This is a genomic window from Paraburkholderia kururiensis, from assembly GCF_034424375.1.
In the GTDB taxonomy this organism is placed as follows: Bacteria; Pseudomonadota; Gammaproteobacteria; order Burkholderiales; family Burkholderiaceae; genus Paraburkholderia; species Paraburkholderia kururiensis_A.
The window spans coordinates 4,003,307-4,019,609 of sequence record NZ_CP139965.1; the positions used below are offsets into that span (position 1 = coordinate 4,003,307).

Below are 16,303 nucleotides of genomic sequence, written 5' to 3' on the forward strand. Positions count from 1 at the left end.
GCTCCGACTCCGGCCATCCCCGCCCAGCGCCACTACCGCGTGCCCCCGGTGGCTTGAAAATTCCATTAACCGACCGGTCGGTTGGTTTATACTGCGCCGTACGGACCAACTTCGCACGAGAGCGCCCGCCATGTACACGCAATCCCTCGACATTCCCGGCAACGTCGCCCCGCTCGATGCCGGCGCCGCTTCGCCCGAGCAGGCCCGTTTCGACGCCACGATCGCCGCCGACGGAAAAATCGAGCCGCAGGACTGGATGCCCGACGCGTACCGCAAGACGCTCGTGCGCCAGATCTCGCAGCACGCGCACTCGGAGATCGTCGGCATGCTGCCCGAAGGCAACTGGATCACCCGCGCGCCCAGCCTGAAGCGCAAAGCGATCCTGCTGGCCAAGGTGCAAGACGAAGGCGGCCACGGCCTCTATCTCTACAGCGCCGCGGAAACACTCGGCGTTTCGCGCGAGCAGCTGATCGATGCGCTGCACGCCGGCAAGGCCAAGTACTCGAGCATCTTCAATTACCCGACGCCGACCTGGGCCGATGTCGGCGTGATCGGCTGGCTCGTCGACGGCGCGGCCATCATGAATCAGATTCCACTGTGCCGCTGCTCGTACGGCCCGTACGCGCGCGCCATGATCCGCATCTGCAAGGAAGAGTCGTTTCACCAGCGCCAGGGCTTCGACGCCCTCCTCGCCATGATGAAAGGCACCGAAGCCCAGCGCGAGTTGGTGCAACAGGCCGTGAACCGCTGGTGGTGGCCGGTCCTGATGATGTTCGGGCCGAGCGACGCCGACTCCATCCACAGCAACCAGTCGACGAAATGGGGCATCAAGCGCATTTCGAACGACGACCTGCGGCAGAAATTCGTCGATGCCACCGTCGAACAGGCCAAGGTTCTCGGCGTCACGCTGCCCGACCCCAATCTACGGTGGAACGAGGCGCGCGGCCATTACGACTACGGCGCGATTGACTGGGACGAGTTCTGGCGCGTCGTGAACGGCGACGGCCCGTGCAACCGCGAGCGGCTCGCCACGCGCGTCAAGGCGCACGACGACGGCGCCTGGGTACGCGAGGCCGCCGTCGCCCACGCCGAAAAGGTGCGCCAACGCGCCGCCCAGCAAGCTGCCTGACGCTTACCCGCACCAGTTGCCGCATCAATCGCGTCACAGCTCCCGCGGGCTCAAAGGCATCAAGCGCCACACGCGCAAGGCAAGCCCGAACAACGATCAGCAAGAGACTCCAGGAGATTCACGATGAACAAGGAATGGCCCATCTGGGAAGTGTTCGTGCGCAGCAAGCAAGGGCTCGATCACAAGCATTGCGGCAGCCTGCACGCAGCGGATGCGTCGATGGCACTGCGCATGGCCCGCGACGTCTACACACGGCGCCAGGAAGGCGTAAGCATCTGGGTCGTGCCGTCGTCGGCCATCACCGCATCCGACCCGAACGAGAAGGACGTGCTCTTCGAACCCGCGGGCGACAAGATCTATCGTCATCCGACGTTCTACACACTGCCCGACGAAGTCAACCACATGTAAGACGTGCACCATGACGCCCACGCAAGACCACCTCACATACGTGCTGCGCCTCGCGGACACGGCGCTGATTCTCGGCCAGCGCAACGCCGAGTGGTGCGGCCACGGCCCGGCGCTCGAAGAGGACATCGCGCTTACCAACATGAGTCTCGACCTCATCGGCCAGGCGCGGCTGTTGTACACGCACGCCGCCACGCTGGAAGCCGCGCTCAACGGACGCAAGCGCACCGAAGACGATTACGCGTACTTCCGCGCCGAGCGCGAATTCGCCAACTACACGCTCGTCGAACTGCCGCACTACGGCCCGCTCGCGGGCACGGCGCACGCCGACAAGGACTACGCCGTCACGATCGTGCGCAACTTCCTGTATGCCGCACTGATGGCGCATCTCTGGACCGCGCTCACGGCGTCGTCGGACGAAGTGCTCGCCGCTATCGCCGCGAAGTCGCTCAAGGAAACGCGCTATCACCTGCATCACGCACGCGAGTGGCTCGTGCGGTTCGGCGACGGCACGGCCGAATCGCATTGTCGCGCCCAGGCCGCGCTCGACTATCTGATGCCCTACACACGCGAGCTGTTCGCGTCGGACGCTGTGGAAGACGCGATTGCCGCGGCGGGCATCGGGCCGAAAACGGCCGACCTCGAAGCCGCCTGGAATGAAGACGTGCGCGCCGCACTCGAAGAGGCCACGCTCGCGCTGCCGGCGCCGGTCAAGCACGTCACCACCGGCAAGCACGGCGAGCACTCCGAGCATATGGGCTATCTGCTCGCCGAGATGCAAAGCCTCGCGCGGCAACATCCTGGTGCCACGTGGTAGCCCGCCGCCGATCACTCAGGCCATTGCGGAAACAACCATGACGACAACTGCAGACACGTCCCGCGCGAGCACCGACTCGATGCTCGAACGCGCCTGGGCGGCGCTCGAGGGCGTGCCCGACCCGGAGATTCCGGTCGTGTCCATCCGGGAACTGGGCATTCTGCGGGACGTGCGTCGCGCCGCGGACGGCGTGCTGGAAGTCGTCATCACGCCGACGTACTCGGGCTGCCCCGCGATGGCCCAGATCGCGGAAGACATTGCGCACGCGCTGGAAATCACGGGACTCGGACCTTGCCGGATCGAGACCACGTTGGCGCCCGCCTGGACGACCGACTGGATCACGGCCGACGCGCGCGAAAAACTGCGCGCGTACGGCATCGCGCCGCCCACCGGGCAATGCGGCGACGATGCCGCGACAGACGCCGGCCAGAACACCGTCACGGAAAAAGCGCTGCGCTTCGTGCCGCCGGCCGCGTTGGTCCCACCCGCTTGCCCGCACTGCGGGTCGGCACATACCGAACGCCTCTCGCAGTTCGGCTCCACGGCCTGCAAGGCGCTGTACCGCTGCCTCGATTGCCGCGAACCCTTCGACTATTTCAAACCCTACTGACTATGGCCACTCCGGAATTTCACCCGCTGCGCATCCGCGAAGTCCGGCCCGAAACTGTCGACGCCGTTTCGGTCGCGTTCGAAGTGCCGCCCGAGCTGCGCGAAGCGTATCGCTTCACGCAAGGGCAGTTCGTCACGCTCAAGGCCCACATCGATGGCGAAGAGACGCGCCGCTCGTATTCGATCTGCGTCGGCGTCACGGACTATGACCGCGACGGCGAATTGCGCATCGGCATCAAGCGCGTGCGCGGCGGCCGTTTCTCCAACTTTGCCTTCGACACGCTGCAGCCGGGTCACACCATCGACGTGATGACACCCGACGGCCGCTTCTTCACACACCTGAACGCCGAGAACGGCAAGCAATACGTGGCGTTCGCTGGCGGCTCCGGCATTACGCCGGTGCTTGCCATCATCAAGACGACGCTCGAAACGGAGCCGCGCAGCACGTTTGCGCTGGTCTACGGCAACCGCAGCGTCGATTCGATCATATTCGCCGAGACGCTCGAAGACCTGAAAAACCGGTTCATGAACCGGTTCGCGCTCTATCACGTGCTCTCCGACGACTTGCAGGAAGTCGAGCTTTTCAACGGCGTGCTCGACGAGGCCAAGTGCGCGGCGTTCCTCGAAACGCTGCTTCCGGCAAACGGCATCGACGAAGCGTTCATCTGCGGCCCCGCGCCGATGATGGACGCCGCCGAGCGCGCGCTGCGCGGCGCGGGCGTTGCCGAGGAAAAGATCCATGGGGAACGCTTCGGCTCGCCGCTGCCGCAGGCCGGTGTGCCGCCCGTGGAGATCACTGAAAACACGCCTGCAGCCGACCTCGAAATCGTGCTGGACGGCAAGACGCGCCGGCTGCGCCTGCCGTACGAAGGCGTGAGCCTGCTCGATGTCGGCCTGCGCGCGGGGCTCGCGCTGCCCTACGCGTGCAAGGGCGGCGTCTGCTGCACCTGCCGCGCGAAGGTGCTGGAGGGCGAAGTAAAAATGGACCGCAACTACACGCTCGAAGAGCAGGAAATTCGCGACGGCTTCGTGCTGACCTGCCAGTGCCATCCGGTCAGCGAGCGTGTGGTGGTGAGCTACGACGAGCGCTAGCGCGGCTGGAACCCCGCGCACGATCCGCTTACACTAAGGCCGCTCGCGCGCCCGGTACGCCGGCGCGCGAGCGGCCTTTTCTATGTCATCGCCCGTCGCCGGGCCTGACCGCTTCGACGCAGACAACCCGACCAGAACAACAATCATGGCCCGCACCCGCGCCCCCGATCACGACACTCAACGCGATCAGATCCTCGAACTCGCAGCCGGCAAGTTCGCGCAGACGAGCTACCCGAGCACGTCGATGGCCGACCTCGCGGCGGCAAGCGGAACCTCCAAGGCGCGGCTCTACCACTACTACGAGAGCAAGGAAGCCATTCTGTTCGATCTGCTCGACCGCTACACCAAGCGGCTGATGCTGATCATCGCGGAGGTGGAAGGCGCAAGCCAGCGGCGCGGCCTCGACGAGCGCGAAACCTTCGCCGAGCTGATCCGCGCGTTTCTCGCCGAGTACGAGACGTCGCATAGCCGGCACGTGGCGCTTCTCAACGACGTCAAGTATCTCGAAGACGCGCAGCGGGAGATCATCCTGAATCGCCAGCGCGACGTGGTGGCGGCGTTCGCGCGGCAACTGTCGCGAGCCTATCCGCAGCGGGTCACGCGGGAAAACCAGACGGCGCTCACGATGATGGTGTTCGGCATGATCAACTGGACGTTCACCTGGCTGAAGCCGGGCGGCCGCATGGGCTATCGCGATTTCGCGGAACAGGTCGTTGCCGTGATCGACCACGGCCTCATCAGCGGCTGAGCGGCCTGATTTTGCAAAGCAGCATAAGTGCGACGCTTTGTCCGTCGACGCAGAACAACGGTGCCATGCGAAGCGCATCAAAATAAAGTACCACAAAAACAAATACTTAAAATTAGCGTCAAATCGCGTTAGAGGATCAGCTCAGCCGAGAATCGGGGTTTTCCCTAGTTATTGGCATCCTTCTCCGATAGAATTCGTTTTGCGTCGCATCACGCGCTCGACAAACAGGAGAACCCGCCATGACCACGCCTACCGCCCTCACCGACGAGCCGATCGAGACCTTCGATCGCCTGTTGCCGGCTGGTCGCGCGCCGGCGCTTGTGCGGGAGTTGACCTCCATCGACCGTGAGCGCTTGCTCACTCACTTTCTCGCGCTCGACGAAGACGATCGCCTGCTGCGTTTCGGCCAGGTCGTTCCCGACCACGTGATCGAAAACTACGTCCGCACGCTCGACTTCTCGCGCGACACCGTGTTCGGCGTGTTCGATCAACAGTTGCAACTGGTGGGCGTCGGTCACCTCGCCTATCTTCCGGCCGAAGGCGACAAGCGCACAGCCGAGTTCGGCGTATCCGTGACCGAAAGCGCGCGCGGCCAGGGCATCGGCACGCGTCTGTTCGAGCGCGCCGCCATCCGCAGCCGCAACACCCACGTCACCACGCTCTACATGCACTGCCTGTCGCGCAACAGCACGATGATGCACATCGCCAAGAAGGCCGGCATGAAGATCGAATACGCCTACGGCGAAGCCGACGCGTATCTCACCCTGCCGCCTGCGGACCAGACGAGCATCATCGCGGAAATGCTGCAGGAGCAAGCCGCCGCGTTCGATTACGCGCTGAAGCGCCAGGCGCGCCAGGCATCGAAGATCATCGAGTCGATCTTGCCGCACGCCATCGCCGCTTAAGCGAACTGGCCGCCGGACGTGGCGCCAGCCTGGCGCCCGCCGCGATGGCGACGATAATGACAGACGACGAAGGGCGGCCTTGGCCGCCCTTCTGCTTTTCTGGCGACCTCGCGGCCTGGCGCCCTCCTGGTCTTTGGCCCCCCCCCAACGCCTCACCCACCCACTGCCATCCCGCGCGTGACCTCAAGGAATGGGCAGCGCCGTCGTCTCTTTGAACGTTTCCAGCGAAAAGCTCGTCTTCACGTCGATCACCGACGGGTGATGCAGCAGTTGCTCCTGCATGAAGCGCGAGAAGTGCGCCATGTCTTCCACCTGCACGCGCAGCAGATAGTCCATGTCGCCTGTCATCGCGTGGCAGGCCACCACTTCGGGCCACGCCTGCACCGCCGCGCGAAACAGCTCCGCGTGGGTTGCCCCGGCGCGAGCCGGTGAGCCTGGCCCACCCGCCGCGGGCGTCGACGGGGCCGGGCCGCCCCGCTTCTCCAGCCTCACGCTCACGTACGCGAGCAGATCCAGCCCAAGCTTTTGCGGCGCGAGCAGCGCCACATAGCCGCGAATCACGCCGCTTTCCTCGAGTCGGCGGATGCGCCGCAGGCACGGGCTTGGCGAGAGGTTCACCCGCTCGGCGATCTCCTGGTTGGAGAGTCGCCCATTCTCCTGGAGGATGGCCAGAATGCGCCGGTCGATTGCATCAATCTCGATTTTGGTCATTTTCTGCCATATAAGCCGATGCAGACGGCAATAAATAGCTCAATCGTATTCAACCACAACTGAAATCGCAAGTTTCCGTCTCGCCCCCGCGGATAAACTTTCGCTCACGCTGGCCTACCGGCCAAACAAGCACCCGCCATCAGGAGAGAGACATGCAGGTTCCCGTCTGGGAGAACCCCGTCGGCACCGACGGCTTCGAGTTCATCGAATACACCGCACCCGACCCGAAAGCGCTCGGCCAGCTGTTCGAGCGCATGGGCTTCACCGCCGTGGCGCGCCATCGCCACAAAGACGTCACGCTCTACCGCCAGGGCGACATCAACTTCATCGTCAACGCCGAGCCGGATTCGTTCGCGCAACGTTTCGCGCGCCTGCACGGACCGTCCATCTGCGCCATCGCCTTCCGCGTGCAGGACGCCGCGAAGGCTTACCGTCACGCGCTGGAACGCGGCGCCTGGGGTTTCGACAACAAGACCGGTCCGATGGAGCTCAACATCCCGGCCATCAAGGGCATCGGCGACTCGCTCATCTACTTCGTCGACCGCTGGCGCGGCAAGAACGGCGCGGCGCCGGGCAGCATCGGCGACATCAGCATCTACGACGTCGACTTCGAGCCCATCGCAGATGCAAACCCGAACCCGGCTGGCCACGGACTCACCTACATCGACCACCTGACCCACAACGTGCACCGCGGACGCATGCGCGAATGGGCCGAGTTCTACGAGCGTCTCTTCAACTTCCGCGAGATCCGCTACTTCGACATCGAGGGCAAGGTGACGGGCGTGAAGTCGAAGGCCATGACGTCGCCGTGCGGCAAAATCCGCATTCCGATCAACGAGGAAGGCTCCGAGACCGCCGGCCAGATCCAGGAGTACCTGGACGCCTACCACGGCGAAGGCATTCAGCACATTGCGCTCGGTACCAGCGACATCTATCGCACCGTCGACGGCCTGCGTGCCTCGAACATCGCGCTGCTCGACACGCCGGCCACGTATTACGAACTGGTGGATCGCCGCATTCCCGGCCACGGCGAACCGCTCGACGAACTCAAGAAGCGCAAGATTCTCGTGGACGGCGCACCGAACGATCTGTTGCTGCAAATCTTCACCGAAAACCAGATCGGCCCGATCTTCTTCGAGATCATCCAGCGCAAGGGTAATCAGGGCTTCGGCGAAGGCAACTTCAAGGCGCTGTTCGAATCGATCGAACTCGACCAGATTCGCCGCGGCGTGGTGCAAGACAAGGCATAAGCGGCGCGCCGCGCAGGTCGGGGACGCACGCGCCGCCGCGCGGCTGCATAAAGGCGATGCGCGCAAAAAAAGGGCGAAGATCCGTAGATCTTCGCCCTTTACTCCTTTGGAACAGCCGCGTCCTCACAGGCCACGGCACTAAAACGGACGATGTCGTATCGCGCTACCCGCTACCGGCCTTCACCTGGAGGCCGCGAGCCTGCGCAACGCCACATCACGATTGCTCGCTGTCCTTGCGAGACTGAGCGGATGCACCAGAGCGGCGCGTACCGACCTGAGCCGGCGCACAGCGGGCGGCCATACGGGCGGTTGCGTTGGCAAACGCATTGTTGCCGCCCTCGTTGCTGGCGGCGTTCGAACGCAGCGGCGCGCTCATGGCGAAAAATGCGGCCGAGACCATCAGGAAGGTCTGGATGTTTCGATGGTTCATGCGTACTCCTTTTTCTGAACTACCTGCGCGGGAGGTGCCCCACAACGTGCGGGGGAACAAGACGCGGTCCGCACAGGTGGGGGATTAGACCGGGTTTTCAAGAGCGGTTCCCATCGGGCGCAGGCTTTTACAGCCCGTTACACCACGATTCATTCGGACACGTCGCGTGTCATACGCTGGCCACAATCAGCGCGACCATGCGCGCCGCAATCACAGCGCAAACGCCGCTGCAATCCGGGTTTCTGGCTTCCTGCGGCGGGTTTTTACCAGTGCTACCATCGCGAAAAAGACGCCAATATGGCGACCCCGGCCGAAGCATTCACAAGATGCCGAGGCACAGCAGTTCTGGCGATCCAAACGGATTGGTAGATGGAGGAGTACACATAATGAATGCCCCGCTAGACGCAGGTCAGCGAGCGTCGCTCGAAGCCGCGCTAACGTCCGTCACCCTTGACGACAAATACACCCTCGAACGCGGCCGCGCGTACATGAGCGGCATCCAGGCGCTGGTTCGCCTGCCCATGCTCCAGCAGGAGCGCGACAAGGCCGCCGGTCTCAACACAGCAGGGTTCATCTCCGGATATCGCGGCTCTCCGCTCGGCGGCCTCGACCAGTCGCTCTGGAAAGCCAAACCGCACCTCGCCGGGCACCAGATCGTCTTCCAGCCCGGGGTCAACGAAGACCTCGCCGCCACCGCGGTGTGGGGCTCGCAACAGGTCAACCTGTACCCCAGCGCGAAGTACGACGGCGTGTTTTCCATGTGGTACGGCAAAGGCCCCGGCGTGGACCGCTGCGGCGACGTCTTCAAGCACGGCAATTCGGCCGGCTCGTCGCGTCACGGCGGCGTGCTCGTGCTGGCCGGCGACGACCACGCCGCCAAGTCCTCCACGCTCGCGCATCAATCGGAGCACATCTTCAAGGCCTGCGGTCTGCCCGTGCTGTTCCCCTCGAACGTCCAGGAATATCTCGACTTCGGTCTGCATGGCTGGGCCATGAGCCGCTACTCGGGCCTGTGGGTCGCGATGAAGTGCGTGACCGACGTGGTGGAGTCGTCGGCGTCGGTGGAGATCGATCCGCATCGCGTGAACATCGTGCTGCCCGGCGACTTCGCGATGCCCGAAGGCGGCCTCAACATCCGCTGGCCCGACCCGCCGCTCGTGCAGGAAGCGCGGCTGCTCGACTACAAGTGGTATGCGGCGCTCGCCTACGTGCGCGCCAACAAGCTGGACCGCGTCGAGATCGATTCGCCCAACGCGCGCTTCGGCATCATCACCGGCGGCAAGGCGTACCTCGACGTGCGCCAGGCGCTCACCGACCTGGGTCTCGACGACGCCACCTGCGCGCGCATCGGCATCCGCCTCTACAAGGTAGGCTGCGTGTGGCCGCTCGAAGCGCAAGGCGCGCAGGCGTTCGCGCGCGGTCTGGAAGAGATTCTGGTGGTGGAAGAGAAGCGCCAGATTCTCGAATACGCCATCAAGGAAGAGTTGTACAACTGGCCCGACGCCCAGCGTCCGCGCGTCTACGGCAAGTTCGACGAGAAGGACGGCGCCGGCGGCGAATGGTCGGTGCCGATGGGCAATTGGCTCCTGCCCGCGCACTACGAGCTATCGCCCGCCATCATCGCCAAGGCCATCGCCACGCGGCTCGACAAGTTCGACCTGCCCGCCGAGGTGCGGGCGCGCATCGCCGCCCGCATCGCGGTAATCGAAGCGAAGGAGAAGGCGCTCGCCAAGCCGCGCGTGCAGGTGGAGCGCAAGCCGTGGTTCTGCTCGGGCTGTCCGCACAACACGTCGACCAACGTGCCCGAAGGCTCGCGCGCCATGGCCGGCATCGGCTGCCACTACATGACCGTGTGGATGGACCGCAGCACGAGCACCTTCAGCCAGATGGGCGGCGAAGGCGTAGCCTGGGTCGGCCAGGCGCCGTTCACGAACGACCAGCATGTGTTCGCCAATCTGGGCGACGGCACCTACTTCCACTCCGGCCTCATCGCGATTCGCCAGGCGATCGCGTCGAAGGCGAACATCACCTACAAGATTCTCTACAACGACGCAGTCGCGATGACGGGCGGCCAGCCCGTTGATGGCGTGCTCACCGTGCCGCAGATCACGCATCAGCTCGCCGCTGAAGGCGCGAAGAAGATCGTGATCGTCACCGACGAGCCGCAGAAATACGACGGCCACCCCGGCACGCTGCTCGCGCCCGGCGTGACCATCCATCATCGCGATCAGCTGGACGCCATTCAACGCGAGCTGCGCGAGATCGCCGGCACGACGATCCTGATCTACGACCAGACCTGCGCCACCGAAAAGCGCCGCCGCCGCAAGCGCGGCGCGTATCCCGATCCGGCGCGCCGCGTCGTCATCAACGAGGCCGTGTGCGAAGGCTGCGGCGACTGTTCGGTGCAGTCGAACTGCCTTTCCGTCGAGCCGCTCGAAACCGAGTTCGGCACGAAGCGCCAGATCAACCAGTCCACCTGCAACAAGGACTTCTCGTGTCTGAAGGGCTTCTGCCCGAGCTTCGTTTCCGTGGAAGGCGGGCAGGTGCGCAAGCCGGCCGTCGCCGGCGTGAAGAACGACGCCATGCCGCCCGTGCCGCTGCCGCAAACGCCGGACATCGCGCAGCCCTACGGCGTCCTCGTCACGGGCGTGGGCGGCACCGGCGTGGTGACGATCGGCGCGCTGCTCGGCATGGCCGCGCACCTCGAGAACAAGGGCGTGACGGTGCTCGACGTCACCGGTCTCGCGCAGAAGGGCGGCGCCGTGATGAGCCACGTGCAGATCGCCAACCGTCCGGACGACATCCACGCCACGCGCATCGCGATGGGCGAAGCGAGCCTCGTGATCGGCTGCGACGAGATCGTGACGGCAAGCGACGAGTGCATCTCGCGCATGCAAAACGGCGGCACGCGCGTGGTGCTCAACAGCGCGGCCACGCCGACTGCCGAGTTCATCAAGAACCCGAACTGGCGCTTTCCGGGCTCGAGTACGGAGGCCGACGTACGGGCCGCCGCGGGCGAAGACGGCGTCGCCGTGGTCGATGCGAACCACTATGCGGTGGCACTGCTGGGCGATGCCATCTACACGAATCCGTTCATGCTGGGCTTTGCGTGGCAGCGCGGCTGGCTGCCGCTCACGCACGAGTCGCTGATTCGCGCCATCGAACTGAACGGCGTGCAGGTGGAGAAGAACCGCGCCGCCTTCGAATGGGGCCGCCTCGCCGCGCACGATCTGGCGACGGTGCGCAAGCTCGCGGGCGACGCCACGGCGGATGCATCGGCGGCGAAGGTTGTCACGCTGCACACGCCGAAGTCGCTCGACACGCTGATCGAACGCCGCACCGCATTCCTCACGGCTTATCAGAATGCCGCTTACGCCGCGCGCTATCGGCGGCTGGTGGACGAAGTGCGTGCCGCGGAAACCACGCTCGAAGCCGGCGACGGCCAGATGCCGCTCACCGAGTCCGTCGCGAAGAACCTGCACAAGCTGATGGCCTACAAGGACGAGTACGAGGTCGCACGGCTCTATGCCGACCCCGCGTTCGTCGAGAAGCTGAAGCAGAACTTCGAGGGCGACTGGAAGCTCAACTTCTACCTCGCGCCGCCGTCGTTCTCGAAGAAGGACGCTTCGGGTCATCTCGTGAAGAAGCAGTACGGACCGTGGGTGCTGCCCGCCATGCGCATGCTCGCGAAGCTGCGCGTGCTGCGCGGCACGGCGCTGGACCCGTTCGGCCGCACCGAGGAACGGCGCACGGAGCGCGCGTTGGTCGGCGAATACGAGGCGCTCATCTGCGAACTGCTGCGTGGGCTCAATGCGCAGAACCGCCCGCTCGCGGTAGAACTGGCCAGCTTACCCGACGGCATTCGCGGCTACGGCCACGTGAAGGAGCACAACCTCAAGGCCGTGCGCACGAAGTGGGCGACGCTGCTCGCGAAGTGGCGCGCGCCGCAGGGCGGTGACGCGCGGCACGCCGCATAAACGGCACGGCACACCGCAGCCGCGCCACAGTCGCACCGTAGTGGCACTGTAAGCGTCGCGCTTTTACGGCGCATCAACGAGAAAGGGCGCCCCGCACAAACGGGGCGCCCTTTTTTCTTTGCTTCTTTCAGTCGTGCTGCATTGTTTCATCAAGGCTCGCGAACGTCGCGAGCCCCGCGCCGACAACGACGCACGCCAGCCGTTACCGCGCCGCCGACTGAGCCTTGCCCACAGCCGCCTTGGCCGAGGCCACCGCGGTCATGTTGATGATCCGGCGCACGGTAGCGGCCGGCGTCAGGATGTGCACAGGCCGGTTCGCGCCCAGCAGGAACGGCCCCACCGTCACGCCTTCGCCGCCGATCATCTTCAGCAGGTTGTACGTGATGTTCGCGGCTTCCACGTTCGGCATGATGAGCAGGTTCGCCTCGCCGGTGAGCGTCGTGCCCGGGAACGCCTGCTTGCGGATGACTTCGGAGAGCGCCGCGTCACCGTGCATTTCGCCGTCCACCTCCAGTTGCGGCGCCCGCGCGGCGATCAGCTGACGCGCCTTCGCCATACGCTGCGACGACGCCGACGGAATGCTGCCGAAGTTCGAGTTCGAGAGCAGCGCGACCTTCGGCACGATGCCGAACTTTTCGATCTCGCGCGCAGCGAGGATCGTCATGTCGGCGAGCTGCTCCGCGCTCGGCACTTCGTTCACGTAGGTGTCGCAGATGAAGAGGTTGCGGCCCGGCAGCATCAGCAGGTTCATCGCGGCGAAGTTCTCGGCGTCCGTCGCCTTGCCCAGCACCTGGTCGATGTACTTGAGATGGCTGTCGAAGCTGTCGATCAGGCCGCAGATCATGCCGTCCGCGTCGCCGAGGCGCACCAGCATCGCGCCGATCAGCGTGTTGAACTTGCGCAGCGCGGCCTTGGCGCCTTCGGGCGTCACGCCGTCGCGCGCGCCGATCTCGTGGTACGCCTGCCAGCACTGCTGATAGCGCGGATCGTCTTCCGGATTCACGATCTCGAAGTCCTGGCCGGCCTTGAGCTTCGAGCCCATCTTCTGCAGCCGCATCTCCACCACCGCCGGGCGGCCGACGATGATCGGCTTCGCAATCTTCTCGGTCAGCGCGAATTGCGCGGCGCGCAGCACGCGCTCGTCCTCGCCCTCGGCGAACACGATGCGCGCCTGGCTCGCCTTCGCAGCGGCGAACACGGGGCGCATCACCATGCCCGTGCGATAGACGGTGGTGCCCAGTTCCTCGCGGTAGGCGTCCATGTCGGCGATGGGACGCGTCGCCACGCCCGAATCCATCGCTGCCTGCGCCACAGCCGGCGCGATCTTGATGATGAGGCGCGGGTCGAAGGGCTTCGGAATCAGGTATTCCGGGCCGAATTCCAGCGAGTGGCCTTCGTAGGCCTTTGCCACTTCGTCGCCCTGATCGGTCTCTTCGGCGAGTTCCGCGATGGCGCGCACGCACGCGAGCTTCATCTCTTCGGTGATGGTCGTGGCACCCACGTCCAGCGCGCCGCGAAAGATGAACGGGAAGCACAGCACGTTGTTGACCTGGTTCGGATAGTCCGAACGGCCCGTCGCGATGATCGCGTCCGGGCGCACCTTCTTCGCTTCTTCCGGGCGGATTTCCGGCTCCGGGTTTGCGAGCGCGAGAATCAGCGGCTGGTTGGCCATGTCCTTGACCATCTCCGGCTTGAGCACGCCGGCGCTCGAACAGCCGAGGAACACGTCGGCCGACTTGATGGCGTCGGCCAGCGTGCGCGCGTCGGTGGTGGCCGCGTAGCGCGCCTTCGACGGGTCCAGGTTGCCGCGCCCTTCGTAGATCACGCCCTTCGAGTCCGCCACCAGCACGTTCTTCTTCGAAAGACCGAGCTTCACGAGCAGGTCCAGGCACGCGATGGCCGCAGCGCCCGCGCCCGAGCACACCAGCTTCACTTCGTCGAGCTTCTTGCCCACCACCTTGAGCCCGTTCAGGATCGCGGCGGACGCGATGATGGCCGTGCCGTGCTGGTCGTCGTGGAAGACGGGAATCTTCATGCGCTCGCGCAGCTTCTGCTCGATGTAGAAGCACTCGGGCGCCTTGATGTCTTCGAGGTTGATGCCGCCGAGCGTCGGCTCCAGCATCGCGATGGCCTCGACCAGCTTGTCCGGGTCGGATTCGGAAAGCTCGATGTCGAACACGTCGATGCCGGCGAACTTCTTGAAGAGGCAGCCCTTGCCTTCCATCACCGGCTTCGCGGCGAGCGGCCCGATGTTGCCGAGACCCAGCACCGCCGTGCCGTTCGTGATGACGCCCACCAGGTTGCCGCGCGAGGTGTACTTCTGCGCGTCGAGCGGGTCGGCGTGAATCGCCTCGCACGCGGCCGCGACGCCCGGCGAGTACGCGAGCGAGAGGTCCAGCTGGTTGGACAGCGGCTTCGTCGGCGTGACGGAGATCTTGCCGGGCTTCGGATTCTGGTGGTATGCGAGAGCGCTTTGCTTCAGTTGTTCGTCCATGTTTGACCTGACAGGCGTTTTGAATTGGAACCGGCGTCGCACGGCGCGTGCGTCTTCGTGGGCGATCGAAGGGTAGATCGATGGCGGCGGTTCTTGCCTGCGCCGGTTAGGCGGGACAATGAACCTCGACGCAAGACAAGGCACCGCGGATTTCAACGGGGCAGTTAGTGTACACCCCGCACGTTGAGCGACGAGCCCCCGCCCAGGCCCCGCGGACGAAGCGCCGCAGCCTTCGCGCATGCTGCAGCGCGAGCATCTGCGCACTCGTTCGGGTTACTCGAGGGCGGCGCCGCGGCGCTCGGGAATGAGGAAAAGCGTGGCGAGAATGTCGAGCACGTAGATTGACGCGAGCATGCCGAGCGCAGCGGTGAACGAGTAGCGCGCTGCGAGCGCGCCCACCGTCACGGGACCGAAGCCACCCACCGCGCGACCGATGTTGAAGAGCACGTTCTGCGCGGTGGCGCGCGCCTCGGTGGGATACAGCTCGGAAATCAGCGCCCCATAGCCGCCGATCATCCCGTTCACGAACGCGCCCATCACCATGCCGCCGACCAGCAATGCGAACGGCGTCGCGAGCTGCGAGTAGACGAACACCGTCACCACGGCGCCGGCCTGGTAGAACAGGAACGCGGGCTTGCGGCCGAAGCGGTCCGCGGCCACGCCGAAGAGCCAGATGCCGGCGGCCATGCCGGCCACCGTCGCCGCGGTCCAAAGGCCGGACTTCGTGAGCGAATAGCCGAACGCTTTCGAGAGATAGCCGGGCAGCCAGATCATCAGCCCGTAATAGCCGAAGTTCTGCACCGAGCAGAGGATCACCACGCCGAGGCTCGTGCGGGCGGTGCGGGCGTCGGCTATGAGGCGTTTGATGGGGGCGCGCGGCGCCAGCGCAGCGTCATGTCCCGCGCGTTTGGCGCGCTCGGTGAAGAGCAGCGGTTCCTCCACGCGCCGGCGCACGAAGAACGACACGACCGCCGGCAACAGACCGACGGCAAACATCCCGCGCCAGCCGATCACGGGCAAGAGAAGCGGCGTGAGCAGTGCCGCGGCCAGCACGCCAAGCTGCCAGCCCAGCCCGACATACGACGACACGCGCGCCCGCTGTGCGGCGGGCCAGGCTTCCGCGACCAGCGTCATGCCGATGCCGAACTCGCCGCCAAGGCCAATGCCGGCCATCGTCCGGTAGACGAGCAGGTCCGCGTAGCCTTGGGCGAGCGCGCACAGCCCCGTGAAAACAGCGAACACGAGGATCGTCCACGCGAGCACGCGCACGCGGCCAAAGTAGTCGCCCAGCATGCCGAAGATCACGCCGCCCGCCACCGCGCCCACGAGCGTCCACGTGACGAGCGAGCCGGCCTGGGTCGAACTGAGGTGCAGATCCGCGGCGATGGCGGGCAGCATGAAGCCGAGGATCAGCAGGTCGAAGCCGTCCATGGCATAGCCGAGTACCGACGCAAGCAGCGCGCGGCCCGCGTAGCCGCGCCCTTGCGCGGTTTCGGGAGGAGAGGAAACAGCGTTCATGTTGAAGCGCTTGCGGCGTTCGTTAGAGGGCTTGGCGGGAGTTCGCAGGGGTCGGCAGCGTTCGGCCCCGGCAATCCCGAAATTCGCGTGAGTGTAAGGGCGCGGGGCGAGGGCTACAACGGGCCGGCTCGTCGGCGCCACCCAAGTCGGGTAAAATGCCGGCCTACGCGCGCAGCAGGCTGGCCGGTCGCTCGCGGCCCCACTGTGCGCTCCGCCGT

The 16,303-nt window shown here is 65.3% G+C and carries 13 protein-coding genes; 9 read left to right on the plus strand and 4 right to left on the minus strand.

What is annotated here, in order from left to right; genetic code table 11:
• The first annotated feature begins 130 nt into the window (after positions 1-130).
• The 7 genes from paaA (at position 131) to U0042_RS18005 (ending at position 5,705) form a co-directional block, all read left to right on the plus strand.
• On the plus strand, positions 131-1,129 hold the full coding sequence (paaA, locus tag U0042_RS17975) for a 1,2-phenylacetyl-CoA epoxidase subunit PaaA (RefSeq protein ID WP_114815002.1): 999 nt from the start codon (positions 131-133) through the stop codon (positions 1,127-1,129).
• 123 nt (positions 1,130-1,252) lie between these two features.
• Positions 1,253-1,537 (plus strand): 1,2-phenylacetyl-CoA epoxidase subunit PaaB, encoded by a 285-nt coding sequence (gene paaB / locus U0042_RS17980; protein ID WP_114815001.1) that lies wholly within the window; start codon positions 1,253-1,255, stop codon positions 1,535-1,537.
• 10 nt (positions 1,538-1,547) lie between these two features.
• On the plus strand, positions 1,548-2,351 hold the full coding sequence (gene paaC, locus U0042_RS17985; RefSeq protein WP_114815000.1) for a 1,2-phenylacetyl-CoA epoxidase subunit PaaC: 804 nt from the start codon (positions 1,548-1,550) through the stop codon (positions 2,349-2,351).
• 37 nt (positions 2,352-2,388) lie between these two features.
• Positions 2,389-2,961 (plus strand): 1,2-phenylacetyl-CoA epoxidase subunit PaaD, encoded by a 573-nt coding sequence (gene paaD, locus U0042_RS17990; RefSeq protein ID WP_114814999.1) that lies wholly within the window; start codon positions 2,389-2,391, stop codon positions 2,959-2,961.
• Between the two features lie 2 nt (positions 2,962-2,963).
• Complete coding sequence (gene paaE, locus U0042_RS17995) at positions 2,964-4,052, plus strand: 1,2-phenylacetyl-CoA epoxidase subunit PaaE (protein ID WP_114814998.1); 1,089 nt, start codon at positions 2,964-2,966, stop codon at positions 4,050-4,052.
• A 145-nt stretch (positions 4,053-4,197) separates the two neighbouring features.
• Entirely contained in the window at positions 4,198-4,800 is a 603-nt protein-coding gene (locus U0042_RS18000; RefSeq protein WP_114814997.1) for a TetR/AcrR family transcriptional regulator, read from the plus strand.
• A 239-nt stretch (positions 4,801-5,039) separates the two neighbouring features.
• Complete coding sequence (locus U0042_RS18005; protein ID WP_114814996.1) at positions 5,040-5,705, plus strand: GNAT family N-acetyltransferase; 666 nt, start codon at positions 5,040-5,042, stop codon at positions 5,703-5,705.
• 183 nt (positions 5,706-5,888) lie between these two features.
• On the opposite strand, the gene U0042_RS18010 is transcribed toward U0042_RS18005, so the two are convergent.
• The gene (locus U0042_RS18010; RefSeq protein WP_114814995.1) at positions 5,889-6,416 is read right to left on the minus strand and encodes an Lrp/AsnC family transcriptional regulator; all 528 of its coding nucleotides are present in this window, start codon (positions 6,414-6,416) and stop codon (positions 5,889-5,891) included.
• Positions 6,417-6,568: 152 nt separating this feature from the next.
• On the opposite strand from U0042_RS18010, the gene hppD reads away from it, so the two are divergent.
• Positions 6,569-7,666, plus strand: a complete 1,098-nt coding sequence (gene hppD, locus U0042_RS18015) for a 4-hydroxyphenylpyruvate dioxygenase (protein ID WP_114814994.1) — start codon at positions 6,569-6,571, stop codon at positions 7,664-7,666.
• A gap of 214 nt (positions 7,667-7,880) precedes the next feature.
• Here the strand turns inward: hppD and U0042_RS18020 are convergent, their stop codons facing one another.
• Positions 7,881-8,096 carry a hypothetical protein gene (locus tag U0042_RS18020; RefSeq protein WP_114814993.1) on the minus strand — a complete coding sequence of 72 codons (216 nt, stop codon included), beginning with the start codon at positions 8,094-8,096 and terminating at the stop codon, positions 7,881-7,883.
• Positions 8,097-8,482: 386 nt separating this feature from the next.
• Between U0042_RS18020 and U0042_RS18025 the strand changes: the two genes are divergently transcribed.
• Positions 8,483-12,073, plus strand: a complete 3,591-nt coding sequence (locus U0042_RS18025; protein WP_114814992.1) for an indolepyruvate ferredoxin oxidoreductase family protein — start codon at positions 8,483-8,485, stop codon at positions 12,071-12,073.
• Positions 12,074-12,275: 202 nt separating this feature from the next.
• Here the strand turns inward: U0042_RS18025 and U0042_RS18030 are convergent, their stop codons facing one another.
• Both U0042_RS18030 and U0042_RS18035 read right to left on the minus strand, forming a co-directional pair.
• Entirely contained in the window at positions 12,276-14,567 is a 2,292-nt protein-coding gene (locus tag U0042_RS18030; protein WP_114814991.1) for an NADP-dependent malic enzyme, read from the minus strand.
• Between the two features lie 273 nt (positions 14,568-14,840).
• Complete coding sequence (locus U0042_RS18035) at positions 14,841-16,085, minus strand: MFS transporter (RefSeq protein WP_114814990.1); 1,245 nt, start codon at positions 16,083-16,085, stop codon at positions 14,841-14,843.
• Between the last annotated feature and the right edge of the window lie 218 nt (positions 16,086-16,303).

What these genes read in the sequence shown, in the direction of transcription:
- paaA (WP_114815002.1), top strand. Translation starts at nt 131, where the DNA reads ATGTACACGCAATCCCTCGACATTCCCGGCAACGTCGCCCCGCTCGAT.
- paaB (WP_114815001.1), top strand. Translation starts at nt 1,253, where the DNA reads ATGAACAAGGAATGGCCCATCTGGGAAGTGTTCGTGCGCAGCAAGCAA.
- paaC (WP_114815000.1), top strand. Translation starts at nt 1,548, where the DNA reads ATGACGCCCACGCAAGACCACCTCACATACGTGCTGCGCCTCGCGGAC.
- paaD (WP_114814999.1), top strand. Translation starts at nt 2,389, where the DNA reads ATGACGACAACTGCAGACACGTCCCGCGCGAGCACCGACTCGATGCTC.
- paaE (WP_114814998.1), top strand. Translation starts at nt 2,964, where the DNA reads ATGGCCACTCCGGAATTTCACCCGCTGCGCATCCGCGAAGTCCGGCCC.
- U0042_RS18000 (WP_114814997.1), top strand. Translation starts at nt 4,198, where the DNA reads ATGGCCCGCACCCGCGCCCCCGATCACGACACTCAACGCGATCAGATC.
- U0042_RS18005 (WP_114814996.1), top strand. Translation starts at nt 5,040, where the DNA reads ATGACCACGCCTACCGCCCTCACCGACGAGCCGATCGAGACCTTCGAT.
- U0042_RS18010 (WP_114814995.1), bottom strand. Translation starts at nt 6,416, where the DNA reads ATGACCAAAATCGAGATTGATGCAATCGACCGGCGCATTCTGGCCATC.
- hppD (WP_114814994.1), top strand. Translation starts at nt 6,569, where the DNA reads ATGCAGGTTCCCGTCTGGGAGAACCCCGTCGGCACCGACGGCTTCGAG.
- U0042_RS18020 (WP_114814993.1), bottom strand. Translation starts at nt 8,096, where the DNA reads ATGAACCATCGAAACATCCAGACCTTCCTGATGGTCTCGGCCGCATTT.
- U0042_RS18025 (WP_114814992.1), top strand. Translation starts at nt 8,483, where the DNA reads ATGAATGCCCCGCTAGACGCAGGTCAGCGAGCGTCGCTCGAAGCCGCG.
- U0042_RS18030 (WP_114814991.1), bottom strand. Translation starts at nt 14,567, where the DNA reads ATGGACGAACAACTGAAGCAAAGCGCTCTCGCATACCACCAGAATCCG.
- U0042_RS18035 (WP_114814990.1), bottom strand. Translation starts at nt 16,085, where the DNA reads ATGAACGCTGTTTCCTCTCCTCCCGAAACCGCGCAAGGGCGCGGCTAC.